Consider the following 24170-nt stretch of genomic DNA (forward strand, 5'->3'; position numbering starts at 1 on the left):
CAACCTCAGGCGCGGCGTTTGTGGAAGAAGTCTACGTGCTGCGCCACCTGACCAAAACGGTTCTCGCCTGGCGATCCTTTCATCACGCCCAGTTCAATTAGCATGATGACCAGAATCAGTGACGGGGCGAAACGCCCCAGCGCCCACTGCCAGCCGGAACCCAGTACGCTCCAGTTTCCTGCCAAAAGTATCCAGGCAACGATCAGCAGCAGCGCCCAGTAACCGCGATGGTTACGATCGTGCAAACGCTTGACCAACACGGCACTGGCAGGCCACAGCAGGCACACGACGCAGAAGGCTGCCGTTTGTGTATCGAGCAGGCCATTTCCGGCAAAGACGAATAACGCCGTCATGGTTAACAGCCAGACTATCTGCCAAATCCAGAAGTCTCGTCGCCCCAGGCGACCGCGCCAGGAAAAACACCATTGCTGTAGCGTCATATTTTCGTCCCGAGGAAAACTATAAAATGGCCGCCGCAGCTTTTGACTTTGGCAGGTAAAAACCGTTCTAATCTGGGCTGAGTTTACTGGACAGGGCAGAAAAAATGAAGAAAGCGCCAGGCATGTTGCTGACGCCCATCCTGATACTGACCGCGTTATTCATGGGCACCGTAGCGCGAGCCGATGAGGCTGCGGCACGTCATGAATCGCTCCCTACCGCGCCCTATCTTCTGCCGGGCGCGCCGACGTTCGACATGACTATTGCTCAGTTTCGGGAAAAGTACAACGCGGCGAATCCATCACTACCGCTCAGCGAATACCGCGCTATCGACAGCCGTCTTGATAAAAGTAATTTAACCCGTGCCGCCAGCAAGATCAGCGAAACGCTCTACGCCTCTACCGCACTGGAGCCAGGCACCGGGAAAATAAAAACGTTACAGATTACCTGGCTGCCGATTCCCGGCCCGGAAGAGCAGGCGGCGAAGAATCAAGCGCGTGCCTATATGACGGTGCTGATGCGCTTCTTTTCGCCTGGTCGTTCGCTGGAAGAGTGCAGCAAACGGTTAGATGAATTGTTGAGCAAAGGCAAAGGTGCCCGCTATTATGCACAGACAGAGGGCGCGCTACGCTTTGTGGTGGCAGATAACGGTGAAAAGGGGCTAACTTTCGCCGTTGAACCGATTAAGCTTTCGCTATCGGCACCTTAAACGTCGCGGCAAAAATGACGAAAAACAAAGCCATTCAGGTTCAAGATCTCTATACTGTCTGGCAGACATCGCTGTCTTACGGCAGTGTACTTTCCTGGTATTGCGTTACACGTGGAGGATATGATGCGACATCCGTTAGTTATGGGTAACTGGAAGCTGAACGGCAGCAAAAAAATGGTCAGCGAGCTGATCGACGGCCTGCGTAAAGAGCTAAGCGCCGTTCAGGGCTGTGGCGTCGCCATCGCCCCGCCGGTGATGTATCTGGATCAGGCACAGCAGGCGCTGGGCGATAGCCAGATCGCACTGGGCGCTCAGAACGTTGACGTGAACCTGTCCGGCGCGTTTACCGGCGAAGTTTCTGCCGACATGCTGAAAGATATCGGCGCGCGTTACATCATTATCGGCCACTCAGAACGCCGTACCTACCATAAAGAAAGCGACGAATTTATCGCGAAAAAATTCGCCGTGCTGAAAGCCGCGGGCCTGACGCCGGTTCTCTGCATCGGTGAAACCGAAGCGGAAAACGAAGCGGGTAAAACGGAAGAAGTTTGCGCACGTCAGATCGATGCCGTACTGGAAACACAGGGCGCAGAAGCCTTTAACGGCGTGGTTATCGCTTACGAACCTGTCTGGGCCATCGGCACCGGCAAATCTGCAACGCCTGCTCAGGCACAGGCGGTACATAAGTTTATCCGTGACCATATCGCTAAAAAAGATGCGAAAGTGGCTGAACAGGTCATTATCCAGTATGGCGGTTCCGTTAACGATAAAAATGCCGCTGAGCTGTTTGCCCAGCCGGACATCGACGGCGCGCTGGTTGGCGGTGCTTCACTGAAGGCTGACGCCTTCGCCGTTATCGTGAAGGCAGCTGCTGCGGCAAAAGCCTGATGATCTACGGGCGGCCCTGCGCCGCCCGTTGCTCTGTTATCGGTTGCAGAATCGCGCACTGGTGATCCTGTAGCGCCTCCGCCGATGCCCTGTTCAGCCTTAACCAGTCACGCTTAATCGCCATTAACGCCAGCCTGCCATCCGGCAGCGTCGTCAGCGCCAGACCATATTTTCCCATTTCCCGCTGCGCCTGCGGCACCTCATACGCCAGATGCATAAACCCGCTTTGCTGCTTCAGCTCCGCAGCCGTCAGAGCACGAATCAGCCAGTCACGATCGCCTAATGGATAATGCTGCCAGCGTTCATTCAACCGTGGAGCCAGCTGATTTAATTGCTGACGAATATCAGCTCGTAAACAGGAGATATGAATATGCAGCTGGTTTTGCGTGCGGCCAAATTCCGAATTAACGGACAGAGAAATCGCGCTGTCAGGCAGTGGTGCGCCATAGCGTATCGACAACAGGCTACGCTGCTGCCACGCCAGCGTTAAAAAATCAGGCGTCGTATTATCGAGCAGTGCCGGGCTTTCGATGCCGCTGATGCGCGCTATCGGCATTAGCAGATATTGTAGCGGGCCATTACGGTCTTTCAGCGTAACGAAGCCCTGCGCAACGTCCACGCGCTCACAGGGAGAAGGATTGTTCTTCTGTAACTGTCCAGAAACGCACTGCTGGCTGATGATCTGCCACAGCGCGTTGCCGTTATGGTGAAAGCGCCAGAGCGCAAAAGTGAGCGTGAGTAGAATTAACAGAATAACAACCGCAACCAATTTAAGCGCGCGGGCTGGTACAGGCATGGCGGCTTCTCCGTATTTAACCAGTGGCGATCTCGGCCAGCGAGAACCGCCACGGTAACGCCTACGGAGCCGCTTGCTTAACGCTGCATAATCTTATCGTAGGTGCCGCCATCAGCGAAGTGTGTTTTTTGCGCGGCGGTCCAGCCACCAAACTTATCGTCAATGGTGAACAGCTTCAGCGGCGTAAAGGTGCTGGCATATTTTTTCGCAACCTCAGCATCACGAGGACGATAGTAGTTTTGCGCAGCTATCGCCTGCCCTTCCGGCGAATAAAGGTAGTTCAGGTAATCATTCGCAACTTTACGCGTATCACGCTCATCTACCACGCGATCGACGACGGAAACCGTCGGCTCCGCCAGGATAGATTCGCTTGGTGTCACAATCTCAAACTGATCTTTACCCAGCTTATTCACCGCCAGGTAAGCTTCGTTTTCCCACGCGATCAGCACATCGCCAATGCCGCGCTCAACGAAGGTGTTGGTAGCGCCGCGTGCGCCAGAATCCTGTACCTCAACGTTTTTAAACAGCGCTTTGACGAATTCCTGCGCCTTCGCCTGATCGCCGTTGTTTTGATCGAGCGCATAACCCCAGGCAGCCAGATAGTTCCAGCGTGCGCCGCCGGAGGTTTTCGGGTTCGGCGTAATAACCGAAACGCCCGGCTTCAGCAAATCGGGCCAGTCGTGAATCTGCTTCGGGTTGCCTTTGCGTACCAGGAAAACAATGGTAGAGGTGTAAGGTGCGGAGTTGTGGGGCAGGCGCTTAACCCAGGCTTTATCAATACGACCGCGAGCGGCAATAGCATCAATATCAGAAGCCAGCGCCAGCGTGACCACATCTGCGCGGATACCGTTAATGACCGAGGTCGCCTGCTTGCCGGAGCCGCCATGCGACTGGCGAATGACCACGTTATCGCCTGTTTCCTGCTTATAGTGAGCGCTAAACGCCTTATTATATTGCTCGTACAGCTCACGCGTCGGATCGTAAGAAACGTTCAGCAGCTGGATATCTTTTGCCAGTACGCTGGTTGACGCCAGTAAAACCGCCAGGCCCACACTCCACTTATTCATTTCACGCTCTCCCGAAAATTTATTAACGAAAGCGTGACATAAAGCGCACGGCGTATTAAAGAATTAAAAAACAGGAATTATTACTTTATGGAATATAGCAAAGGAAAAAAAGGCGCTGACCATGCAGCGCCCTGACATCATTAATAAAGTTTTTTCGCCGTTTCCAGCCAGTCGCCCTTAAACGGACGTTTCATGTTTTCAATGGCATCGATGATGTCGTGATGCACCATTTTTTCATTCTGGATACCGACACAGCGACCGCCGTAGCCCTGTAGCAGCAGCTCAATCGCATAAGCACCCATACGGGAAGCCAGAATACGGTCATAGGCTACCGGCGCACCACCACGCTGGATGTGGCCCAGCACCGTCGCACGGGTTTCGCGTTTGGTTTCTGACTCGATATATTTAGCCAGCTCATCGATATCACAGATATGCTCGGTGATCGCAACGATGGCGTGTTTTTTACCTTTCGCGATACCGGCCTTAATCTCTGCCACCAGCTCTTCGCGAGTATAAGGAATTTCTGGCAGTACGATGAATTCACAACCGCCAGCAATCGCCGCCGCCAGCGTCAGATCGCCACAGTAACGGCCCATCACTTCCACGATGGAGATGCGCTGATGTGAAGAAGAGGTGTCACGCAGGCGGTCAATTGCCTCAACCACGGTTTCCAGCGCGGTAAAGTAACCAATAGTGTAATCGGTACCGGCAACGTCGTTATCGATAGTGCCCGGCAGACCGATGCAGGGGAAGCCCATCTCGGTCAGGCGTTTCGCGCCCATATAAGAGCCGTCACCACCAATAACAACCAGCGCATCAATATTGCGCTTTTTCATGTTCTCGATAGCAACTTTGCGCGTTTCTTCGTTACGGAACTCAGGAAAACGCGCGGAACCCAGGAAAGTACCGCCGCGGTTAATCATGTCAGAAACGCTATAGCGGTCCAGATCGATCATGCGGTCTTCATACAAGCCGAGATAGCCATCATAAATGCCACATACTTCCAGACCTTCGCTCAGGGCTGAGCGCACTACACCGCGAATTGCTGCGTTCATCCCTGGGGCGTCGCCGCCGCTTGTCAGTACACCGATTTTCTTGATCATGGCTACCTCTGGACTCAATACTTGATGTGAATTCGTTACGCCGGGAGAGTTCGACGCCCGCTTAGTGCCCAATCTTACCGACTCATAATGGCAAATAGTATATCAAACCTCTGCTGCTGAATTGATTCAGGTCAGACAATTTCTGGTAATCTTTACGCAAACGGGCCCGTTGCCGTGAACTAAAGATAGATCGATATTATTTCACATTTCTGGTTATAAAAAACCCTGTGGCTCGGTTCTTGCCACTGAACAGGGATCCTGATGAATAATCACGTCAGAACCGGGAAACTCCGTCAACAGCGCTTGTTCAACCTGTTCGGCAATACGATGCGCCTGAAACAGAGGCAGGTTATCATCGATTTCCAGATGTACCTGAATAAAGCGGGTCGGCCCTGACTGGCGGGTACGTAAATCATGCGCGCCATGTACGCCAGGCCAGGTGGTAACGATAGTAACAATACGCTGTCGTTCTTCATCTGGCAGAGCACGATCGAGCAGCGACTGTACGGCATCGTAGCCCATTCGCAGCGCGCTAAACAGAATCCATACGCCGATACCTAACGCAAAGATCGCATCAGCACGGGAGAAGCCGTACCAGCTCAACGCCAGCGCCAGCAAAATCGCCCCGTTCATTAGCACATCAGATTGATAGTGCAGCATATCGGCGCGAATCGCCTGGCTGTGCGTTTTGCGCACAACCCAGCGCTGAAAAGCCACCAACAGCAGTGTAGAAACCAGCGCGGCTAACGTTACTACCATGCCAACCAGCGGCGCATGCAACGTTTCAGGACGCGCCAGATGTTGCAGACCGGTAAGGAACAGAAACAGCGCGGAGCCGGAAATAAACATACTTTGCGCCAGCGCCGCCAGCGACTCCGCCTTGCCGTGCCCAAAAGTATGCTTGGCATCCGCAGGCTGTAATGAATAGCGCACCACGAACAGGTTAGTTAGCGAAGCGGCGATATCCACCAGCGAATCCACCAACGCAGCCAGCAGGCTTACCGAGCCGGTATACCACCAGGCAAAAATCTTAATCAGCAGCAGCACCGACGCCAGCACCGTCGCCGCCAGCGCAGCACGGTTAACCAGCCGTGCGTAGGAAGCTATCATGCATACCCCATGAAACAGAAAAGCCAAATATAAGAACAGTATGGCAAAAATGGACAGGTCGGTCGTAGCGTATCGTCAACAAAGCGACGTGGCGTATGGTTTACCAGGGAATGCCGATGAGGGAAATCGAAATATGAGGGAAATCGAAAAAAGAATAAAAAAAACCCCCGCATCATGCGGGGGAAGACAGGGATGGTGATTTAATTTTTACTGTATCTTAATGAAGAAAAAGGATTTTCTTCTTACGATGTCCACATATCGTCCACACATCAAAAGCTGCGGCCATCGCGCCGCGCCGGATTCCCCCGCAATTTTGCGGGGGAGTTTTGCACCGCAATACGGATCCTTTCATCATTCAAATGCGCAGCGATTTGCAAAACCTAAAACCGGGGAAACATGCTGCAAACCCGCACCGCAGAAGGCTTAAAGCATTCTGCGCAAGAATATCCTCACCCTTTAACATGCCGTTTTGATCGTCACAGAATTAGAAATGATCCTTTCAAAAACATCAACTTAAACAGCAAGTTGGATGATGGCGATTTGGAGTTTTTTGCAATCCGCTGCAAAAGCTTGCGCATTGTGCAAACACCTGCTGACGACACAAGCCCAGCAGCGGCGCGGGCTGACGGCCTGATTTGCGCAAAAATTCTTTTGCAAAAATTTTTAGATCCAAATAGCGCAGGCGGGTGCGGTGTAGCGCCGTTTCCGTCTCGGATACGCTTTCGTCTGCGCTCTGTCGCTTCGTCTGCGGGGCGTGATTGAACGAACGCAAAAAAGGCCGAACGTTATCGGCCTGGGGTTTCTGCGCTTGATGTGGGGCATTTTGTGGCGTCTGGTGACGCAGTGATTTTGCCTGCTTTCCGTCAGGCAATCAGAGGGCTGTATTTCGCTTTTAAATTGCTCGCCTTTGTGGCTGTCCCAGTAAACTGTGATGCCTGTCCACTGGTGCTAACGCTTGGGTGCGTGTGCGTCGCGCATATCTGCGCTAGTTCGTGGACCACGTCCAGTGTGTCAGTCAGCAACGTAAGGACGTTAATTTCCTCGCTGCCCAGCTTAACGGATGCCCCGATCAGCTCCTGCGCAGCAGCAACGCTTTTTCGAATACCGGTGATTTTCTCAGTAAGAGATCCGCCGATGCTGACCGTTGCATCACTCTGGATTTTATCATTCAGCTTGCCGCCTACTTCCCGTTTCACATCCCCACCAACGCTTACAGCGTTGTTCTGACCGCATGAAATCGTCAGATTGCTGGACGTGCCTACGCTGTAATCACCTTCGCTGATATGCACCACCGCACCGGCCAGTAGCGTGGTTGTTCCCAGCACTGTGGTTTTATCCGTCGCCTGGACGATGGTTTCACGCACAACCAGCTTTCGCGTTTCATTGTCGGCGGTGATCTCGCGAGTCATTGAATTTTCGCGGATAGACTGGTCTGTCTGACGTTCCCAGTCTCCAGCCACCGTCACGCGTTGCGATACGCCATCGCGCTGCTGTTGCAGCTGTTCTCCTGGCTTTACAGCTGGCAGGCTTTGCCCCTGCGGCATAATCTGGCGCACAAACGGCTTATCGGGGCGGCCTTCTACGAATCCCACCTCAACCAGTGTACCGGGCGGGGGAAACTGAAACATGCCGGATTCGTTCCCGGCCATTGGCACCGGCAACGGCACGGCGGGATAAACCGGCGTGTTAACGGCAGGGTTGCCGTTTTCATCCAGCAATTGCAGATCGACCGCATAGCGTGGGCGAAACGGATCAGCGATGTTTCCGCCTGAAACGTCTTCACTGGGTGCCTCAACTCTTGCAATTTTGGGCAGATGAAGACCCGACGCCAGCTCCGGGTAGGCGCTTTCAATCTGGCGCTGAATGGGGGATTTCTGCAATGGTTTGCTGGTTGCCTTATTGCGCGGTAACCATGTGATCGTCATATCGTCGTTGTTTAACTGGACCTGGCTCAGACGCTGGCCGTTAACCTCTACACCGGGTCGCAGACTTTGGATCATCGGCACAACCATTGAATTACCGGCCGCAGATGCCTGGCTAAATTCGTGCGGGATTTCCACCGGTTTCCCGGCGAAAAGACTATGCTCTGCGGCACCCACGAAAACCGCACCATCCGGCAATTGATACCAGACGTAATCTGCGATCGAAAATACGCGGCCCAGACTGGCTAAAAGCTGATAGCCGGTGCCACTATGGGTAAAGTGCGGGACAGGTGTATCGGCATACGCCGCGCCAGCAGGAGGCGAAACGGTCAGCCCGCTTTGCTCGGTGATCCAGTCAGTAATCTGGCGCAGCGTAGGGTGCTGAAAACTACACGGCCATAATTTATCAAACACGCCGACCAGCTCGCGCACGAATAAACGGCATGTACCGTTGTCGGCAGGCTGCGATCGCTCAACGTACCCGGTAAACCAGCGCAAAACCAGACCATCATAACCGACGTCCAAACGCACCATTTTACCGGTGTAATCCGTTTCAGTGCTGGCGGTAATGAATCCCCGGCCGCAGGCGTTCAGCTCCAGCATGATATTGCAGTCAACCAGATGTGACTGGTCGCCGGACAAAAAAAGTCGCTTGATCGGCTTCATTGCTCATTCACCCCAGCGCGTCATTGATGGGTTTCAAAACTTTTTGTTCAAACCAGCTCATTTTTTCTGGTGGTTCATCAGCGACGGCAGCACCTGCCGCTGCCGTCTGTTTTGTGCTGGTTGTGGCATTACTTTTCCGTGCCTGCCGTTTTTCCGGCACGCTGTTTTTTTCACGCAGGGTAAAACTTACCTGCCACGCGAGACGGTCTTCCTGTGGAACGGCATCAATTTGCCCTGTAAATGTGGCTTCGCGGAAATTGATCGCCGCCGCCGTTGCATTGGCAACGCGATAGGTTTTTAACGCGCCACTGGCGGCTGTAGCTGATGCAAGCTGAAAAAGGCGTTGCAGAATGGTTTCATCTTCAAAGGTGATAAGGCCGGAAACCCGCAACTCTTTTGCCTTAATCCCCTGCTCTGAATTGTCAGTGCTTGATGTCTGCCCTGACTGGTCCTTTTCCTGAAACTGCATGGATGGCGAGACCATCATGTTTTGCATGGCGATTCCTTCGCCATCAAGTGCGAGCAATGCTGTCTGGCTCATGGATCATTTTTCCTAAATCAGCAAGGCAATCTCCAACGAACATCACCGCAGCAGTATGCACCGCCGTAAGCCGGGGGATGTCGTTAATCATCTCAGCAGCAGCAATCCGATAGCTTCCCGTAAACCTGAACGTCCAGGCGTTCGCGCTGGCGGTTTTCAATTCATCAAGCGACTGGTTTAGCGAGGCCAGCAAATTCGCCCGCAACTGAATAAATCCAGCAATCTGTGTTTGCAGCCCAGCAACAGACATGCTCGCCGCAGCAGCCAGCTGGGCAGCGGCAACACGCTGCGCATTAATGGCTAATCGGTTGGTTGCAACAGATAAGGGCGCGGCGGCCGGTAGTGTGGTAACTTTCGCTGGCAACTGCATTTTGACTGTGCTGAGTTCTGCCGCCGCGGCCGCCATACGGCTGACCTGGGTAAATACCGGCACAGGGAAAACCGCGGCCAAACCGTTTAACGCCTGCATAAAGACACTATGGGTAGTTTCAGCAATCATCATTACGATCACATCGCCCTGCCCGCCGCTGGCGGACAGCTTTTTAGCCAGCCAAGCCAGCGCATTGGCCGGGCTCAGGTAGCCGCCAGACTCCATAGACTGTCCAAGTCCATAAATCCACGGATGTGCCGGAATAACTGAACACTCCACATCCGCCATATCATCGGCAATTTTAATCACTGAGTCCTGCCACATTACTGAGGCACCTCCGGCCAGGCGATATCGGGCGCGACGCTGGTATCAACGCGGTTCAGCAGTACGCGATATTTTTTCCAAGCGGTCAGCAGTGCGATTTCCTCATCAGTCGCCATATCAAGATCCGCGGCATCCTGAAGCGGTGCGATAGTCTCAGTGGCGTCATCCAGCAACTGACGTTTTTTACTCTCTGCCTGCTGCTTTAATTCCTCGGTTGTATATTCATACGCAGTTATTTTTTTGCCGTCGAATACCCAGCGTCCGCTGTTAAAAAAATCATCAGGAATGGCATCTTTTTTGATTTCAGCAACTGATAGTCCAACAGGCGCCAGCGCCGACGCATCAAATGATGCTGAAATAATTAATCCACTGGCATCACAGGCGATTTTTAACGTATCAACAGAAAATTGCGACTGAATATCATACCAGTCATTACCGTTTTCATCCCGATAAAACCGAATCCCAATTTCCGTTAATTCTGATTTATCACCGGGAATATAAAGCGAAAAGTTTTTAAAAAAATTCATTCTATACCCTTATGCTGATACCGCATTATGCCATGTGCCATTAATTAAATACTGCAACGGGCGCATTCGATAACTGCCATCATTGGCTCCAAAATCGCCGCCCATCGTCAGAACATAGCCGCTCTGATCGGTCAGGTTGCCATTGCCATTAGATACGTCTTTTGCAGCGCCCAGCCTGACGGCTGTAACGGCTGTTTTTTTTGACTGATACAACGAGTCGAAATTAGAATAATCTGTCGGGACAAAACGCGTTGACGACAAAACATCACGCCCATTAGACGGATATATTTTAACAGCACCGTCAGCAGCTAATAATATATGATTTCCACCCTTATAGCTTACAAAACTAACGTCAAATGTTGCTCCGCCGCGGCCTATATAATACAAATTACTTTTATCGTAATCTTGCCCCAAAATATACACCGCCTGATTTTGCGTCTCACTCCTGATAAGTAAAGGCGCTCCATTTTTAATAATACCAACGGCCCCGTTTATTGTCCCACCCACGTTACTGATATCATACCCCCACGACGACCATGCGAAATCCGTACTGGCGGTTTTGTTATAATATCGGCGGTAAACGACATTGCTCATATACGGTCTGAATTCCTGCGTACAGCCGTCCGGCCCGTTCGCACCATTTTGAAAAACTAACAGGGCGCCAGCTGAGGCTACAGGATAATTTAATTCTGGCGTGGCGTTTACAATCGTTGACTGATACCAGAACCCGTATTTTGACCCGGTAATATCATTCAAATTCATATCGTTGAGACTGCCGCGTGCCGGTACAGCGCCCACATCAGCAAATCCGATATTATCCAGTAATGCCAGTTTTCCCAGCTGCAGGTTTTCGCGGGCACGTTCAACGTCAGGCAGATCGCCCAGATTACGGTCCTGTCGTAAATAAACATTACGCGCCTGCTGCTCACTCAGCGTCCCCCGCGGACGCAGATCGGTGATATTCCCGTCGGCGTCAATGCTCGCCAGCGCAAACACATAGTGCGGTATACCGTCGATTTCATAGTCTGACAGGCTGGCAGCCACCGTAATTTTCGGCTCTACAGCCCAGGCGCTGGTCAGCGTGCCGCGCCAGCTGACGTCCAGCCAGACTTTAACCGGCCTGGTTGTCACCGTAATATTCTGATTTTCCGCCAGCTCGGCGCGCAGGCCTGCCACGTAACCGGAACCACTGGTGACGAAATACTGCGAGCCGGTTTTGCCGACCAGCCAGCCATTGCCAAAAAATGCCCCGGCGCCGTAAATATCGATGTTTTCCAGGCGCTGGCGCTCATCCATGCCCGCCATGCGGGCAGTAAAATCAATCTGCCACGTCTCCGCAGGCGTATCGATGGCCGTTTCGGTCTGCGCGCCGTTGAACTCCATCAGAAACGAGCGCGTCAGCACGTTGCCCTGCTGGCCCGCCGTGGTTTTGATTTTCTGCTGCAGCGGGGCGTGAACAATCATCGCCAGCGTGCCGCTGTTCCTGTTAACCAGACCTATCCAATTGAAGGCGAAATCGCCAGTTTCGGCACCCAGCACCACCGAATAAACCACGGCATTTTCATTCACCACGCCCGTACGGCTGACCGCCTGGCGATGCACAATCTGCACAGCATCCGGCAGGACTTCGTTACGGTCAATCGGTGCGTCGGTATCGAGGTCCGGCACGTTGGCGAAAACAAATTCGTCCAGCGTGACCGCCTCGCCGCTGACGGCCTGCGCCGCTTTCCACCGCTCAAAAGCTGTTGTAATGACTGTCTGACTCATTTCCTGCTCCTACATTTTTGCGCCGAAAATCGCGCTCGTGTCCGTGTCCGCCAGCCGTGCCGGGTAGCAGACATATTCCCCCTGGTCCCAGCCCGCGCGCAGCGCCAGCCCGCTGACCGTCATTACCTCAAACTGATAGCGGCGGCAGGTGCGGCCATATTTGCGGATGATTTCCAGCAGGAGATCGCTGTTTTCTGCAACCTGGCTGTCAGTAACGCGAACGGTAATAACGTCCCAGTCCAGCCCGTCCTGCCGCTCCAGTAACTCGACATAGCCAATGCCCAGGCGCTCAAAAATGGCGATAAATCCCGCAATTTCACCGGCCTGTTGCGCATTGATGAATGCATACGCCACGCGCTTGCGGTACAGGCTCAGCGGTTCGCCATCAAAACGGGTAATGTCACGCTCCCATGCAATCAGGTTTAACAGCGGCTCAGCACATGACAGCGGATCAAACTGCCGTAACGGCCATGTGAGCCACTCATACACCTTCGTCCAGAACGTTACGCAGGCACGCAGGAGCTTTGCAGGCTCGCCTTTATCCATCCATGACGGCAATTTCAGGCTAGCCAGCAGTCGGGAAAACTCAGTCATTGGCGATATCCACCGTTAAACCGGCAAGGCGCGGGACAGACAGTTCGCTGACAATGTCAGTCAGTGAGAAGCTCAGGGAGTCGATGACCGGAAATTCCCGGTGGATCTCACGCCCCAGATTCGAGAATGAGAAACGCGCATACGGCCAGGTTTTTTTTACGTCATATCGGGCATTTTCACGAAAGGCGCAGCGGATCAGATTTGAGACGCCGCTCTGTAGTTCGCTGAGTTCGTCAGCGGTCATGTTCTCCATGCTGGCAACATAAACGGTCACGGCCAGTGTATGGCTGGTTTCCGGCATGGCGAAACATTGCAGATCATCGCCGTGCCCGTGATGTCCCTGGCTGTTTATGAAGTCATTCACCGCATCGATAAAAGGCTGGGAGGCTTCGCCACTATCCAGCAAAAGATAAGCGTTGGCGGTGCCCGGCCCACGCGGGGCATCATGCAAAAAGAAAATGCGATCCACGCTCAGCCCCACAACGCTGGCAATCATGCTGCGATAGATGGCGTCAGTGTGATAGCTCCCCACCAGGTTAAACTGGTTCCGCGTGCGGTCGCGTAGTTCATCATCGCTTTCCTCATCAGCGCCCGGCGTTGTCAACCAGTCTTCGTCATTCACCACGCTAGAAATCCCGGCAACCGCAACGGGCAGTATCCTATAATACCCCGGCGCGAGGTTATAGCCGCTGCCGGTGCCTGTGGCGGTAACCGGAACCAGCCCACTTTCAGCACCCGCGGCCAGGGTGGTGTCTTCCGTTACGCTCAGCCCATAAATTACGCCGTTAATCCGCTCCGTCTGAACCAGCGTTCCGGCACTGACGATCACTTCATCAGCGGGATTCGTTTTGTAAAACCGCAGCACACCCGCCGCAGCGCTTGCCGGTTTGGCCTCAATATTTACCGCCCAGGCAAGCAACCGCAGCATGGGTCCGGTGGCGGTCGCAACAAACATATTGCGCAGAACATCGTTGACTAACGCATCCTTCAGCCACATGACCGGCGTTGCGACTATCTTTGAAATGAGTCGCCAGAATGGCGACATCCTGGAGGTATTGGTAACAAAGCCCTCAGCCTGTACGGTGGTTTTGAACGCCGCGATCACTTCCGCCTCTGTTGTTGGCATCCCGCTGGCCCGTAACACCGTTTCAAAATCGACGCTGGGTTTTTCAGTCATAATTCACCTCGGTAGTAATGCTGCCGAAATCGTATGTCTCCGCGGTAACGTACAGGCGCGAAATGCTTTCCTCAGTGATAAAAATTGTTCCTGGGATTAAGCGCTCATCGCTTTCAACCAGCAGTGTCAGCTGGGTAATCACATCGCCGCGCATTGTGGGGCTACGTTCCCCAATCAGGCGGGCTGTGATGCCGCTTTCCAGAATGCTGTGAATGATGTCCTGCGCGATGCTGTCCCGGTTATCGCACCGGCGCGGCTCGTTGCCGCTGTCCAGCGTAAAATCGCCATCTGCAATCAACAGGTCGATATAAAGCGGCTCGGTGTTCATCCTGCCTGCATCTCCTGCCATTCGGCCAGCTTGGCCGGGGTCATTCCGTTAGGGGCAGTGATATAGATGTCTCCCCACGTTTTCCGATTATCTACTACCGTTTTTCCGTCATTTTTCGCCTGCCCCAACAATCCATCGCGCGGCACAGACGACCCGACATTATTACCGGTCAATAATGATTTACTGCCCTGGGGCAGATCCGGAGGCGCAACACCGTTAACCGGCGTGCTGTTCAGTTCAATATTGACCCCAGGAATTTTATTCAGCTTTTCGATGATCCAGTCGTATGCAGACGTGAAGGACTTCACTACGGAATCCCACCCTTCCGTTATTGACTGCCATACGTCGCTGAACGCCTCACCGACTTGCCCGGCAACATCCATTACCCAGGCAAACGCTGACGTCTCCATGATCGCCGCTTTCAGTTCTTCCCAGTGCGTAACCACATACCAGACACCCAGCGCCAGCAGCGCCAGACCGGCAATGATTAACGTGATGGGGCTGGTCAGCAGCTGCATTGCCACACCGGCAAACATGGTCGCCACACCATAAACGCGCATGGCAATGGCACCGGCCTTTAACACTGCATTCCATGTAACCAGCGCAACGCGGCAAACACCTGTCCAGAACGCCATCAGTTTTGACTGTATCCAGAGACCGGCCAGCCCCAGGCGCGTTGTCAGAAGGGATGGACGCAACATATTGAATGTCCAGGCAAGCGCCTTCCACGCACCGCTCAGTACTTTTGTGATCCCGGCCAGACCCACCATCGTGAAACCAAAGAGTCCCATAATGATATTGGTCGCTGCGCCCGCCAGGCCCAGCGACAGCACGCCCAGGGAAACATAACCCAGCCAGCGGGCAATATTCGGGAACATCTCCAGCCAGCGGGTAAATTTGGCCCCCACATCCGCAACGCGGTTCATCAGCGGCGACAGGATGGGAAGCAGCGTGTTGCCGATAGCGACCCGCATTGCAAAAAATGCCGCCTTAATGCGTTCCCACGGCAGCGCCATCTTTTCAGCCATTTCCTGGGCTCGCTTCATGCCATCATTGCGCCCCAGCTCTGTGATGCTGCGATTTAAAATATTTTGTTGGCCGTACAGCTTCTTAAGGACGTCAGCGCCACCGCCGAAAGCGGCGTCCAGCGCCTGCTGGGCTTTGACGTTCCCTTCAATGCTCGCGCCGTATTTGTCTTGTAGCTTTTGCAGAATGTCACCCATTGGCAACAATTTGCCGGTGGCATCTACAAAACTCATCCCCAGCTTTTCGGCGGCCGCAGGCGCACTTCGCAAAAACTGCTCATAAACGCCACTGGCTTCACTGCCCAGCGTGCGCGACAGCGTACCCAACACGGCAAACTGCTCATCCATGCTGACGCCGAAGTCAGCGCCGGCGTTTTTGGTGCCCTCGATCAGTTCCTGCATGGTCTGCATTTTCACGCCGAAGTTTTGCACCATGTACGCCGTTTTCCCGGCCAGCTCCTCAGCAAAACGCACATGCCCCAGGCTGGACAGTTCAGCGTTAAACCGTGATGCCATCGCGCCAATATACTCGCCTGCTTCTTCGCCGCTGGCTTTCACGCCAGCCGCCAGGGTGTTGGCTGCGATAGTGACGCGGGGTAAATCCATATCAGCCAGCCCAGCCATTGCGCCCTTCATCGCGTAGCTGGACTTAACCACATCGACAGCGCCTTTCCCGTAACGGATGCTGAACCGCAGCGCAGCGCTGGACAACTTATCCAGCGCACTCCCGGCCACACCTTTTGAGCCTACTTCAGCCAGGGCCGCGCTCATTTCATAGGCCGGGCCCACCACTCCCTGGACTGACTGCACCACCCCCCAGATCGCCGCCGCCCCGATGCCAATCCTGGCAAAGGAGGCCTGCGATTTTTCGGCAAAGCCTGACAGCGACGACTGGGCCGTTTTAAGGGGCCGCGTTAGCTTGTCGATCAGGCTTAATGTAAAATCCAGGTGGCTCATATCATTTTCCAGCTAAGGCTATTGCTATCCCTTCCGCCGTTTTATTAGCTTTGGTCTGGGCGAAATACTCATCCAGCCACAAGGCGCGGGCGAGGCTTTCTTCGTCGTCGGCTTCGTGCGGGAGATAGTAGCGGCGCAATGCAAGATATTGCTCCAGTGCATTCCTGCGAATGGCCGCCACCCGCGCCGTCAGTTTTTTACTTCGATCTCAAGCTTCGGCGAGTAAATTTCATTAACTTTTTCAACAATCTGCATTTCACAGCCGGGATACTGATCAAGCAGCTGGTTTAATGCCTCTTTTGATTCAGCGGCAACGATTCGCCCCAGATAGGTCGCCATCGGTGCCACTTTGTTGGTCAGGGTCATTTCGTTAATCAGGTTATTGAACGCGGTTTTATTCGGTTCAAACGTCAGATCCACACCTGCGACAGTCATGGCAATTTTGTTGTTTTTACTCATCTGATTAGTTCCTTACGTTGTCGAATGATGCCCACCAGTGCGTTATGTCTGGCGGCGCAGTCGGCATACATTTGCCGATAGGCGTTTAGTGCCGCGTCAAAGTCGTTACCGGTTGGCCCCGCCAGTCTCGGCAGGTTTACCGGGCAAAGTGTTAGCTGATTTTCCTGATAAGGTTCGCTCGGTACTGGTCGCCACTTCGTTGAACAGCCGGACGTAATCATCAGAAGCACACACATTGTTAAAAACCGGTTTAATAGTTTCGGTGTGGATAACCCGTTCGGTATGGATCTCATTGGCTTTTAACTCCGCGAGTTTTTCTTCCAGCGCTGCGCCGGACTGCCGCGTTACCTCCACGACAATCTGGCGCGTTTCGTCTGCTGCTTTACTGGCGACCAGCTCCAGCTTTGCGTTATGCCAGTCGTGCGCCTGCCAGCCTGCTGACATCGCAGCAGATAACATCAGCACAAGGCCCAGCAAGTTACGCATCAGCGCACCCCGTCATGCTCAAGGCTGAAGTGGTTGCCGTCCGGGTTGCTTTTAAACCGCCCGCCCCAGCTGCCGCCGATGGATTCCCAGTATTCGCCCAGCGGGCGGTAAGCTTCGCTGTCGGTCTGGTATTCGCCGTTAATAAACAGGTTGAAATCGATGGCAAGGCGCTGCGTATGCAGGCTGTTGCTGATGCCGGTGCCGTTTTTCGCATTCAGCGCGGCCTGCTGCGGCGTGCGGTACGCTTCGCCAAACGTCAGGCGATAGCCTTTGTCCTGCGCCCAGTGAATCAGGTCCGCGATCAGCACGGTGAAAAGCTGTTGTTTCTCACTCAGTTTCATGGCGTTTGCTTTCCCTTTTTTTGAAGATAAATATCCACGACGCGCCGCAGCCCTTCCTCGATAAACGCACTACCCAGGATACCCAGCCCGCACGCCAGCCCGATAACAACCAGCTCAGGCATATCCGGGAATTTCAGAAGCGGAATAGCGGCCAGCGGGGCAACCGCCGATCCCAAAATCACGCGGCCGACCAACAGGCGCGCGGTAATGCGCTCATTACTGACCATCAGTTGACCCAAGCCAATTACAGCGCCAATCAGCAGCAGTTTTGCCAGCAATGAGGTTTCTCCGTTCGGCATGGCTTATCCTTTAATGTCTCGCGTGTCGCGTGCGGACAGATACGGCACGCCATCAATAGCGACAAAATCGGGGCTGGTTACCATGAATTTAATTTTTTTCGTGGTTTTGCTCGCTTCGCTGGGGTTGATGTTCACCAGGTCGGACAGTGTCGGGACGCAGCCAAACACCTCGATCTTTTCCTCATCGTCACCGGCATTGGCATAGAACAAAAAGTCCTTCGCCGGTATGGCACGCCACGACCCGGCCGCGCGGGCAACAGCAGTAAATTTTTTGAAATTCTGGGCATCCACCTCGATTTCCACATCTGCGGAGACCGATCCCTTCGTGTACCCGTTAGGTACACCGCGGGTTTGCGCGACAGCGCTGTTATCCGTGATGGTGACGGTTGCGTTTTCAACATGAATCATCACGCTGTCATAGTTCACATCGAACGATCCGCCGCTAATCCGTTCTGTCATATTTAGCTCTCCAGAGAAGTATCCAGTTCAATGCTGACGCCGATTTCCTTCGCGCTTTCATACGGTCGAACCACAATGTAAATCTGCACCGCAACGTTACTTGTCCAGGTGATCGTAATGTCACCGTCCCGCGGCGGCTTGACCTCGCCGGGAAACTCCACCCCGTTAATCTGGCTCGAAATCGCCATTTCACGCAGTGGTTTACCGAAATACGTAACATGGGCGGCGATGCTGCCCGGCGTGCTGTTCAGCGAGCGATCGGCGATTTTGGGAATGGCACGCAGGCGCACCCGACGCGACGCCTTATCGACAATGCGAACGTTTTCGATTGTCTGATAATCACCGCCTTCCGCATCCAGCGTCCTGCCGTCCGACCAGTAAATCCCGTCAAAATCGTGATACCACATCGGCACGCTAAAGCGGCTCGCCTCCAAGGTCTGAAGAACCGCCAGATCAATCGCCTTCTCTGTGCCGTCTGTTGGCAGGGTGTCACTGCCCAGCGCAGTAACGGCACCGGTTGCAACGCGGGCCGGGCTGTCGGCAATGGTCACGGACCGGTTACATAAGCGGCCAGCCAGGACGCCGGGTTCGTTCCCCCAGAGGCGCGGAACCAGCTGAACGCCCGGCGACGCAATCCCGCCCTGAATCCCGGTTACACGGGTCACATAATCAGCCCATGCTTCGCCGTCAGCTGGTCCGCCAACCGCCAGCGCAAACCACACAAAGCGGCCAAAATTCGCCTGCAATGTGTTTCGCATTTCAGTGGCGCGATTGATGGTTGACGGTCCCTCTGTATCGAATGCCAGAACAACGCCTTCAACCGATGCCACGCTTTGCGACAACTTAACTGCGCTCATCCAGTCCGCATCCGGCGTATAGTCGTCGGCTTCGGTATCCGGCTCCGCCATCACGTGAACGTACGCAAACCAGTTTTGCCCTGCGTTATTTGCCGCAGCTGACACAATGCGCTTTAACAGGCTGTCGTCTTCACCCAGCGCCTGATCCAGATCGCTGCCAGTATTAAGCGCCTGGGTTTTCCCGGTGTTGGTGTTGCCATACCCCACAAACAGAACGACGCGCTCAACCTCGTTTGTTGTGCCGTTATAGCGGTTTTTCTGACTGACGTTTACGTTCGGCCAGGTCATGCTTACCCCCTGATACGCTGCGCGTTGACGTCCCAGCCGAAGCCGATAGCCTGCATTTGCCGCGCAATAATTTGGTTAAATTCCTCGTTACTCACACCCAGAAAAACACGCCCCGGAATATCAATGGTCCATGTGCGCTTTGACGGTGTGCCTTTCAGTTTTCGGATCACCACGCCCGCCTGAGCCATGCTCATGGTTTCCATAATTTTTTTGCTGGACGGTTTTACCCACCGTTTGCCCTGGCGGATTTTGTATCCCAGCGCACGCAGCTTTTTTGCCTGCCGCGGCAAAGCAGCCCTGTTCGCCTGCGGCTTGCGCGGTGCATTGCTCGCTTTCATCTGTATGCGTGCGCCATCCTGCTGAACAGCGCCAACCAGACCTGCAGCGACAGGTTTCGTACCGTTACGGTAATTTCCGCCTTTGAGATAAAGTCTTACGCCCTGGATTTCCGGCATTTCCCGCACCGCCAGCAATTTAGGCAAGCCTTTCAGCATTTTGCCCTTGCCACGCTTGCGCGGTGCCCAGGGGGTGCCGTCCGGTGCTGCCTGCTGGCGTTGATGGCGCTTTGCCGCCACGACGATCCCCAGCTTTGCAATACGCCACAACAGGCGCTGGCGCTTTTTAGGCGGTAAATCAGCCCGCGCGAGCGCCTCGCGCATCTGCTTCAGCTGCTTCTGGTTCAGCTCCCCCCGGATCACGACGCATCACCATGCCGGGCAATAAATTCCGCTTCCTCAGCCGTCCATATTTCCGGGTTGACTATTTCCCACGTCTGCCCGCGAAACGGAATGGACCCGCCATCGTTGGGTTTGATGATTAACGGGTCGGCCAGTGGAACAACCACTTCCAGAATGCAGGAGCCTTCGTCGTCAAACTCCGGGTCCACGGTGGGATCGGGTAACTTCAGTTCGTCGCGCAGCTCGTTTGCATGTTCATCCACCCAAGCCAGTACCAGCGCATAGATCAACCCCGGCGAATACTTGCGAAACGGGAAGTTATCCCACGATAAATGGGCGCTGTACTTCAGCACACCGATCCGGCGCTGGTTGTTTCCCAGCGCTCTGGCGCTGCGCAGCAGTTCGCAATCGTCCATCGAACTCGAAAACATCTGCATCGCATCACGTGGCAGATTCGCCGTAATGAATGCCGTCAGGCTTTCCAGCTGACTCATATCAGATGCACCCCCACGCGTGGCTGTTGCAGCATATTGCGCATCACGTTGGCCGCCTCGGCCAGCAGGCTGGCGCGGGTGTCCTGACTTTCCTGTCCAGGATGCGACTCACGCCGTCCGATGGTAGCGAATTCACCCAAAAGGTCGGCTTTGGCGCGGGCATAGACCGCTTTTTTGTACTGGGCAGTTAACTGGTTTTCGCCTCCCAGCTTCGCGCCCGGTACGTCCGTTGCACGCTCGCAGCCTTTCCCGTTCCAGTACGCCACCACATCAGCCAGCGTTGTGTTTACCTCTGCAATGGAGGCCAGCAGGGCAACACCTGCGGTATCGGGCGGTAAATCAGCGGGCAGTGTGCGCGTTACCTGAAATTCGGCCAGATCCAGATCAGGCCAGAACGCCACACCGTTAGTAATGGCCGTCGGCGTGACCGTTAACGGCTTGCCGCTGATGCTGAAGCTGGGACCACTCATCGTTTTACACCTCGTTTTGCAGTAGAAACGGGCTAACGGGCTCCACGGCCAACAACCGTATGGTTGATGCCTCCCCCGCGCCCGTCCCGGCTTGCGGGAGTCGTTATTGCTGGGTCAGGCTGTTAATCCGGGCACGAATCTTGTCGCGCATGGTTTTAACACCGGCATTTTTGTTGAACACATGCGCCTGGGCTAACAGCGCGTCGGCCTGTTCCAGCGTTGCCACATCATCCACGGCAGTGGCGCGCGGCTGCCCCTTCTCGTCGCGCAGCAGATAAAGCCCCGCGAACTTAAACCACTTCGCGTTAATGTCTTCGTGCAAACGCCATTTTTCGCGGATGTTTTCAAACGTCCGGCTGAAATAGGGTTCAATGCTGTGACCGGCTTCCGCCTGGCTCATTGCCCACTCCAGCACCGTGTCAGCCACGAATGCGGGCATGGTGCTTTTGAAGTTTTCCGGCATAGACTGGGTCTCTGTGATAGCCACGTCCGCCCAGTCCAGCGCCTTACCCATTTCCCCCGTGTCGAACAACCAGATCACGCAGTAAACCAGGACCGGATTTGCGAAGCGGGCATCACCGGTAAGATAGGACTCAGCGGTCGGCATCCAGCGCGGCAACAACACATCACGCTTGAATTCGATGCGGTCTTCGGTGCGCGGCAGGCTGCGGAGACGTTCGACATCTTTTTCCAGCTCCAGCTTTTGAAGGTGGAAGCTGACCGGCGACGTAGCCAGGGCTTCGCGGTTATCCAGTGCCTTAACGGCTTTCATACGTGTGCGGTGGCGCTGACACGGAGACATAGCCATGATTTATTCGCCCCCATCCGGTGGCGTGTCACCGGCAAGAGTGATTTTGTCGAACGCTGCATAAAGCTCGTCATGCTCGACGGCGTAGCCTTCCATGCGTAAATAGCTGTTTTCAAACTGCTTACGGTCGTCGCTCCAGTCGGCTTTACGCTTGCGGGTTCCTGCCTGGGTGTAAATGTGAAGATTGCTCAACGTGGTAATGATGAGGCGACCTTCCGGCATAAACGGCGGGGTATAAACCTGTTTACCCGCGATCTGGCGGTTAATCAGTTGCGCAGCGACTTTTTCAGTCGGGCGGTCCACCATGTTCATCATGGTTGTGGCGTCTTTTCCGATAAGGTCGCCAGATACCAGGATGCACATATTTGGATCGTTGCGGTATTGCTCAAGAATGCAGGTATGCAGCAGGTCGGTAACGGCAGCATCCAGCGAAACGAAATCTGCATTTGCACCACCTAATGTCACCTCGTCAGTAATGATCTGCTCAGGGCTTCGGGTTTTAACGATCTGGTGCCAGCCGGTGTTAACGTCTTCGCCGTTCGGGTTAGCTTCCGGGTCTGTATTTTCCGCTACGCTGATACCGTTGAACGCGACACGCAGCATATCCAGCGCAAACTGTTCATTACTGAATGCCTGAATCAGCTGAAAGAATTCATCCTCAGAGCCGGAGTTCGCCCAGTTTGTCAGCGTGTTGTAGTCCAGAAACGAGCCTGAGTCCGTTTCGGCCAGGGCATAGGTATTGCCATCAACCCCCAGCGGACGGGTAAAGCGACCGCCTTTTTTACGCCCGGTGTAAATCCCCGGCTTGCCGGTGCTGATAACCTGGCCGATGGTCTGCTGAACGTCTTTAACGTTAACCAGACGTAAAAATTCGGAGGACTCCAGAAGCGCCTGACGCAGCAGGGTTTCCTTCGGCGGTGTGATGGCGAAAAATTTAGAGGTATCACGCACACCATAAGATTTCGCCAGTGCGGCGGTAAACTTATGCAGCAGCCCTTCTGCCTGCGGTGATAACTGTTGCGTATTAAGCATGTTCGATTCCTTTAAAAGAGCGCGTTAAACCAGTTCACGCGGCGCTTTACTGCCTGCTGGCGCGTTTGCAGGGCGGCGTGTGGTGTTACTTTCCGTCGCGGACAGCTTCGTCAGTACAGTAGTCAGTTGCGCAGTCAGCTCTGACATTTGATTGCTTTCAGACGGGCGGCGGGCTGAAAACTCACGGCGGCGGCGCTGGCGCTTTGACGGGGCAACATTGAACGCCTTCATCGCTTTTACCAGGCTGGCTTTTGCCGCGCTGAATTCTTCCGCTTTGACTTCATCATCCGGGTTCTCTGCTACATCCTGCGCCAGCTCTGCAACCTGCTCAGCAGCATCAGCAATTTCTTCCGCAATCTCCGCTACTTCCTCCGCGGCCTGTTCCGGCGAGTCCACTTCTGGCGCTTCACCTTCGGCGGCGGATTTGCCGTTTTTAACCAGCTCCAGCAGCTGTTGCAGCAGCGCTTTTAATTCATCCATCTTTTCTTCCTCTCCCTCGACGGGCTTATCAGTGTTAGGTTGCGGGGTTTGTGTAAAATCTTTCCTGGCTGAAAATAAGCGCGACCAGAAGGAGGACTCTTTTTTATCTTCCTTATTGACCTTTAATTTCCCCAGACTGAACGTTTCCAGACTTCCACGCTCTGCATCTTTTTCTTCGCCAGCCAAAATAAATTTAAGCTTTTCTGTTCCAAGACTGGCCGGAATATCGGTAACGGCCAGACCGAAAAGATATTCCCGACCGCTACCCGCAAAATCAGTGACAAATTCAGCAGACGTAAAAAGTTTCTGCCCCATTCGGTTTGCATCAATTAAAAACTGGTTCGGAATTAGCTGAGCATATAACTTCGTGACATCTCCATCCGTTTCCACTTTTAGCGCGTCAACCTCTCCCAGATTACAGGTAAACTCACGTTCGCTAATATCGTACTGTGGATGATGCGGCCAAATCATGGCGGTGTAAGTTTTACGGCTGTAAGTTTCTGCCGCATCAATCAGCCACTGCGGTTCAATAATACGCCCGTCAACAGCCTGTCCAGATGTGGCAATACATAACCAATCGGTGCGGTAATGAGATTGCGGCATAATGACCTTCGTTGATGAAATTAAAAATATATTCCGTTTGTGATGGTCAGTATTGCCAATTAAACAAAATAGCGCGACCGCTTTATTTCTTATGCATTCGGTTATAAC

At 54.0% G+C, this 24170-nt stretch carries 30 protein-coding genes; 3 read left to right on the top strand and 27 right to left on the bottom strand.

Annotated elements, in window-relative coordinates:
* Positions 1-5: 5 nt before the first annotated feature.
* The gene (locus tag C7M51_RS16430; RefSeq protein WP_160622700.1) at positions 6-440 is read right to left on the bottom strand and encodes a DUF805 domain-containing protein; all 435 of its coding nucleotides are present in this window, start codon (positions 438-440) and stop codon (positions 6-8) included.
* Between the two features lie 161 nt (positions 441-601).
* Here C7M51_RS16430 and C7M51_RS16435 point away from each other — a divergent pair, with 161 nt between their 5' ends.
* Positions 602-1147 (top strand): DUF1454 family protein, encoded by a 546-nt coding sequence (locus C7M51_RS16435; RefSeq protein WP_244323848.1) that lies wholly within the window; start codon positions 602-604, stop codon positions 1145-1147.
* Between the two features lie 123 nt (positions 1148-1270).
* A complete protein-coding gene (gene tpiA, locus C7M51_RS16440; RefSeq protein ID WP_160623682.1) occupies positions 1271-2035 on the top strand; it encodes a triose-phosphate isomerase in 765 nt (254 codons plus the stop codon).
* 4 nt (positions 2036-2039) lie between these two features.
* Here the strand turns inward: tpiA and C7M51_RS16445 are convergent, their stop codons facing one another.
* The 4 genes from C7M51_RS16445 to fieF form a co-directional block, all read right to left on the bottom strand.
* Positions 2040-2831, bottom strand: a complete 792-nt coding sequence (locus C7M51_RS16445; RefSeq protein ID WP_160622701.1) for a CDP-diacylglycerol diphosphatase — start codon at positions 2829-2831, stop codon at positions 2040-2042.
* A gap of 77 nt (positions 2832-2908) precedes the next feature.
* Positions 2909-3898: a sulfate ABC transporter substrate-binding protein gene (locus C7M51_RS16450; RefSeq protein ID WP_160622702.1), complete on the bottom strand. Its 990-nt coding sequence runs from the start codon at positions 3896-3898 to the stop codon at positions 2909-2911.
* A gap of 140 nt (positions 3899-4038) precedes the next feature.
* On the bottom strand, positions 4039-5001 hold the full coding sequence (gene pfkA, locus C7M51_RS16455) for a 6-phosphofructokinase (protein ID WP_160622703.1): 963 nt from the start codon (positions 4999-5001) through the stop codon (positions 4039-4041).
* A 213-nt stretch (positions 5002-5214) separates the two neighbouring features.
* The gene (fieF, locus tag C7M51_RS16460; protein ID WP_160622704.1) at positions 5215-6111 is read right to left on the bottom strand and encodes a CDF family cation-efflux transporter FieF; all 897 of its coding nucleotides are present in this window, start codon (positions 6109-6111) and stop codon (positions 5215-5217) included.
* 396 nt (positions 6112-6507) lie between these two features.
* Here fieF and C7M51_RS16465 point away from each other — a divergent pair, with 396 nt between their 5' ends.
* A complete protein-coding gene (locus C7M51_RS16465) occupies positions 6508-6873 on the top strand; it encodes a hypothetical protein (RefSeq protein WP_160251169.1) in 366 nt (121 codons plus the stop codon).
* Positions 6874-6974: 101 nt separating this feature from the next.
* Here the strand turns inward: C7M51_RS16465 and C7M51_RS16470 are convergent, their stop codons facing one another.
* From C7M51_RS16470 to C7M51_RS16575, 22 genes are all read right to left on the bottom strand, one after another.
* Positions 6975-8699, bottom strand: a complete 1725-nt coding sequence (locus tag C7M51_RS16470) for a type VI secretion system Vgr family protein (RefSeq protein ID WP_160251168.1) — start codon at positions 8697-8699, stop codon at positions 6975-6977.
* Positions 8700-8706: 7 nt separating this feature from the next.
* Entirely contained in the window at positions 8707-9240 is a 534-nt protein-coding gene (locus tag C7M51_RS16475) for a baseplate complex protein (RefSeq protein ID WP_160251167.1), read from the bottom strand.
* Positions 9212-9934: a hypothetical protein gene (locus C7M51_RS16480; RefSeq protein ID WP_160251166.1), complete on the bottom strand. Its 723-nt coding sequence runs from the start codon at positions 9932-9934 to the stop codon at positions 9212-9214. The genes C7M51_RS16475 and C7M51_RS16480 overlap by 29 nt, the downstream gene beginning before the upstream one ends.
* Entirely contained in the window at positions 9934-10461 is a 528-nt protein-coding gene (locus C7M51_RS16485; RefSeq protein ID WP_160251165.1) for a tail fiber assembly protein, read from the bottom strand. Before C7M51_RS16485 ends, C7M51_RS16480 begins: the two co-directional genes overlap by 1 nt.
* Before the next feature lie 9 nt (positions 10462-10470).
* Entirely contained in the window at positions 10471-12228 is a 1758-nt protein-coding gene (locus C7M51_RS16490; RefSeq protein ID WP_160251164.1) for a phage tail-collar fiber domain-containing protein, read from the bottom strand.
* Between the two features lie 9 nt (positions 12229-12237).
* Complete coding sequence (locus tag C7M51_RS16495) at positions 12238-12822, bottom strand: phage tail protein (protein ID WP_160251163.1); 585 nt, start codon at positions 12820-12822, stop codon at positions 12238-12240.
* Entirely contained in the window at positions 12815-13999 is a 1185-nt protein-coding gene (locus tag C7M51_RS16500) for a baseplate J/gp47 family protein (RefSeq protein ID WP_160251162.1), read from the bottom strand. The genes C7M51_RS16495 and C7M51_RS16500 overlap by 8 nt, the downstream gene beginning before the upstream one ends.
* Positions 13992-14327, bottom strand: coding sequence for a DUF2590 family protein (locus C7M51_RS16505; RefSeq protein WP_160251161.1), 336 nt, complete (start codon positions 14325-14327; stop codon positions 13992-13994). The genes C7M51_RS16500 and C7M51_RS16505 overlap by 8 nt, the downstream gene beginning before the upstream one ends.
* Positions 14324-16309 carry a phage tail tape measure protein gene (locus C7M51_RS16510; protein WP_160251160.1) on the bottom strand — a complete coding sequence of 662 codons (1986 nt, stop codon included), beginning with the start codon at positions 16307-16309 and terminating at the stop codon, positions 14324-14326. Before C7M51_RS16510 ends, C7M51_RS16505 begins: the two co-directional genes overlap by 4 nt.
* A 1-nt stretch (position 16310) precedes the next feature.
* Positions 16311-16490, bottom strand: a complete 180-nt coding sequence (locus C7M51_RS16515; protein WP_160251159.1) for a DUF6890 family protein — start codon at positions 16488-16490, stop codon at positions 16311-16313.
* Positions 16491-16498: 8 nt separating this feature from the next.
* Complete coding sequence (locus tag C7M51_RS16520) at positions 16499-16768, bottom strand: putative phage tail assembly chaperone (protein WP_160251158.1); 270 nt, start codon at positions 16766-16768, stop codon at positions 16499-16501.
* A gap of 105 nt (positions 16769-16873) precedes the next feature.
* Positions 16874-17254 carry a hypothetical protein gene (locus C7M51_RS16525; RefSeq protein ID WP_160251157.1) on the bottom strand — a complete coding sequence of 127 codons (381 nt, stop codon included), beginning with the start codon at positions 17252-17254 and terminating at the stop codon, positions 16874-16876.
* Positions 17254-17595 carry a M15 family metallopeptidase gene (locus C7M51_RS16530; RefSeq protein ID WP_160251156.1) on the bottom strand — a complete coding sequence of 114 codons (342 nt, stop codon included), beginning with the start codon at positions 17593-17595 and terminating at the stop codon, positions 17254-17256. Before C7M51_RS16530 ends, C7M51_RS16525 begins: the two co-directional genes overlap by 1 nt.
* Positions 17592-17894 (bottom strand): phage holin family protein, encoded by a 303-nt coding sequence (locus tag C7M51_RS16535; RefSeq protein WP_160251155.1) that lies wholly within the window; start codon positions 17892-17894, stop codon positions 17592-17594. Before C7M51_RS16535 ends, C7M51_RS16530 begins: the two co-directional genes overlap by 4 nt.
* A gap of 3 nt (positions 17895-17897) precedes the next feature.
* A complete protein-coding gene (locus C7M51_RS16540; protein ID WP_160251154.1) occupies positions 17898-18353 on the bottom strand; it encodes a phage protein in 456 nt (151 codons plus the stop codon).
* A gap of 2 nt (positions 18354-18355) precedes the next feature.
* The gene (locus C7M51_RS16545; protein WP_160251153.1) at positions 18356-19498 is read right to left on the bottom strand and encodes a DUF2586 domain-containing protein; all 1143 of its coding nucleotides are present in this window, start codon (positions 19496-19498) and stop codon (positions 18356-18358) included.
* A gap of 2 nt (positions 19499-19500) precedes the next feature.
* On the bottom strand, positions 19501-20157 hold the full coding sequence (locus tag C7M51_RS16550; RefSeq protein WP_160251152.1) for a hypothetical protein: 657 nt from the start codon (positions 20155-20157) through the stop codon (positions 19501-19503).
* Positions 20158-20192: 35 nt separating this feature from the next.
* Entirely contained in the window at positions 20193-20669 is a 477-nt protein-coding gene (locus tag C7M51_RS16555) for a phage tail protein (protein ID WP_160251151.1), read from the bottom strand.
* Complete coding sequence (locus tag C7M51_RS16560; protein WP_160251150.1) at positions 20666-21139, bottom strand: head completion/stabilization protein; 474 nt, start codon at positions 21137-21139, stop codon at positions 20666-20668. Before C7M51_RS16560 ends, C7M51_RS16555 begins: the two co-directional genes overlap by 4 nt.
* Positions 21140-21242: 103 nt before the next feature.
* Positions 21243-21947: a phage terminase small subunit gene (gene gpM / locus C7M51_RS16565; protein WP_160251149.1), complete on the bottom strand. Its 705-nt coding sequence runs from the start codon at positions 21945-21947 to the stop codon at positions 21243-21245.
* A 3-nt stretch (positions 21948-21950) separates the two neighbouring features.
* Entirely contained in the window at positions 21951-22979 is a 1029-nt protein-coding gene (locus C7M51_RS16570; protein WP_160251148.1) for a phage major capsid protein, P2 family, read from the bottom strand.
* A gap of 24 nt (positions 22980-23003) precedes the next feature.
* Entirely contained in the window at positions 23004-24062 is a 1059-nt protein-coding gene (locus tag C7M51_RS16575) for a GPO family capsid scaffolding protein (RefSeq protein ID WP_160251147.1), read from the bottom strand.
* Positions 24063-24170 lie beyond the last annotated feature (108 nt).

The organism is Mixta intestinalis (assembly GCF_009914055.1).
GTDB classification, from domain to species: Bacteria; Pseudomonadota; Gammaproteobacteria; order Enterobacterales; family Enterobacteriaceae; genus Mixta; species Mixta intestinalis.

Excerpts from the sequence above, each read along its gene's own strand:
- C7M51_RS16430 (WP_160622700.1), bottom strand. The coding sequence starts at position 440 with ATGACGCTACAGCAATGGTGTTTTTCCTGGCGCGGTCGCCTGGGGCGA.
- C7M51_RS16435 (WP_244323848.1), top strand. The coding sequence starts at position 602 with ATGGGCACCGTAGCGCGAGCCGATGAGGCTGCGGCACGTCATGAATCG.
- tpiA (WP_160623682.1), top strand. The coding sequence starts at position 1,271 with ATGCGACATCCGTTAGTTATGGGTAACTGGAAGCTGAACGGCAGCAAA.
- C7M51_RS16445 (WP_160622701.1), bottom strand. The coding sequence starts at position 2,831 with ATGCCTGTACCAGCCCGCGCGCTTAAATTGGTTGCGGTTGTTATTCTG.
- C7M51_RS16450 (WP_160622702.1), bottom strand. The coding sequence starts at position 3,898 with ATGAATAAGTGGAGTGTGGGCCTGGCGGTTTTACTGGCGTCAACCAGC.
- pfkA (WP_160622703.1), bottom strand. The coding sequence starts at position 5,001 with ATGATCAAGAAAATCGGTGTACTGACAAGCGGCGGCGACGCCCCAGGG.
- fieF (WP_160622704.1), bottom strand. The coding sequence starts at position 6,111 with ATGATAGCTTCCTACGCACGGCTGGTTAACCGTGCTGCGCTGGCGGCG.
- C7M51_RS16465 (WP_160251169.1), top strand. The coding sequence starts at position 6,508 with ATGCTGCAAACCCGCACCGCAGAAGGCTTAAAGCATTCTGCGCAAGAA.
- C7M51_RS16470 (WP_160251168.1), bottom strand. The coding sequence starts at position 8,699 with ATGAAGCCGATCAAGCGACTTTTTTTGTCCGGCGACCAGTCACATCTG.
- C7M51_RS16475 (WP_160251167.1), bottom strand. The coding sequence starts at position 9,240 with ATGAGCCAGACAGCATTGCTCGCACTTGATGGCGAAGGAATCGCCATG.
- C7M51_RS16480 (WP_160251166.1), bottom strand. The coding sequence starts at position 9,934 with ATGTGGCAGGACTCAGTGATTAAAATTGCCGATGATATGGCGGATGTG.
- C7M51_RS16485 (WP_160251165.1), bottom strand. The coding sequence starts at position 10,461 with ATGAATTTTTTTAAAAACTTTTCGCTTTATATTCCCGGTGATAAATCA.
- C7M51_RS16490 (WP_160251164.1), bottom strand. The coding sequence starts at position 12,228 with ATGAGTCAGACAGTCATTACAACAGCTTTTGAGCGGTGGAAAGCGGCG.
- C7M51_RS16495 (WP_160251163.1), bottom strand. The coding sequence starts at position 12,822 with ATGACTGAGTTTTCCCGACTGCTGGCTAGCCTGAAATTGCCGTCATGG.
- C7M51_RS16500 (WP_160251162.1), bottom strand. The coding sequence starts at position 13,999 with ATGACTGAAAAACCCAGCGTCGATTTTGAAACGGTGTTACGGGCCAGC.
- C7M51_RS16505 (WP_160251161.1), bottom strand. The coding sequence starts at position 14,327 with ATGAACACCGAGCCGCTTTATATCGACCTGTTGATTGCAGATGGCGAT.
- C7M51_RS16510 (WP_160251160.1), bottom strand. The coding sequence starts at position 16,309 with ATGAGCCACCTGGATTTTACATTAAGCCTGATCGACAAGCTAACGCGG.
- C7M51_RS16520 (WP_160251158.1), bottom strand. The coding sequence starts at position 16,768 with ATGAGTAAAAACAACAAAATTGCCATGACTGTCGCAGGTGTGGATCTG.
- C7M51_RS16525 (WP_160251157.1), bottom strand. The coding sequence starts at position 17,254 with ATGCGTAACTTGCTGGGCCTTGTGCTGATGTTATCTGCTGCGATGTCA.
- C7M51_RS16530 (WP_160251156.1), bottom strand. The coding sequence starts at position 17,595 with ATGAAACTGAGTGAGAAACAACAGCTTTTCACCGTGCTGATCGCGGAC.
- C7M51_RS16535 (WP_160251155.1), bottom strand. The coding sequence starts at position 17,894 with ATGCCGAACGGAGAAACCTCATTGCTGGCAAAACTGCTGCTGATTGGC.
- C7M51_RS16540 (WP_160251154.1), bottom strand. The coding sequence starts at position 18,353 with ATGACAGAACGGATTAGCGGCGGATCGTTCGATGTGAACTATGACAGC.
- C7M51_RS16545 (WP_160251153.1), bottom strand. The coding sequence starts at position 19,498 with ATGACCTGGCCGAACGTAAACGTCAGTCAGAAAAACCGCTATAACGGC.
- C7M51_RS16550 (WP_160251152.1), bottom strand. The coding sequence starts at position 20,157 with ATGCGCGAGGCGCTCGCGCGGGCTGATTTACCGCCTAAAAAGCGCCAG.
- C7M51_RS16555 (WP_160251151.1), bottom strand. The coding sequence starts at position 20,669 with ATGAGTCAGCTGGAAAGCCTGACGGCATTCATTACGGCGAATCTGCCA.
- C7M51_RS16560 (WP_160251150.1), bottom strand. The coding sequence starts at position 21,139 with ATGAGTGGTCCCAGCTTCAGCATCAGCGGCAAGCCGTTAACGGTCACG.
- gpM (WP_160251149.1), bottom strand. The coding sequence starts at position 21,947 with ATGGCTATGTCTCCGTGTCAGCGCCACCGCACACGTATGAAAGCCGTT.
- C7M51_RS16570 (WP_160251148.1), bottom strand. The coding sequence starts at position 22,979 with ATGCTTAATACGCAACAGTTATCACCGCAGGCAGAAGGGCTGCTGCAT.
- C7M51_RS16575 (WP_160251147.1), bottom strand. The coding sequence starts at position 24,062 with ATGCCGCAATCTCATTACCGCACCGATTGGTTATGTATTGCCACATCT.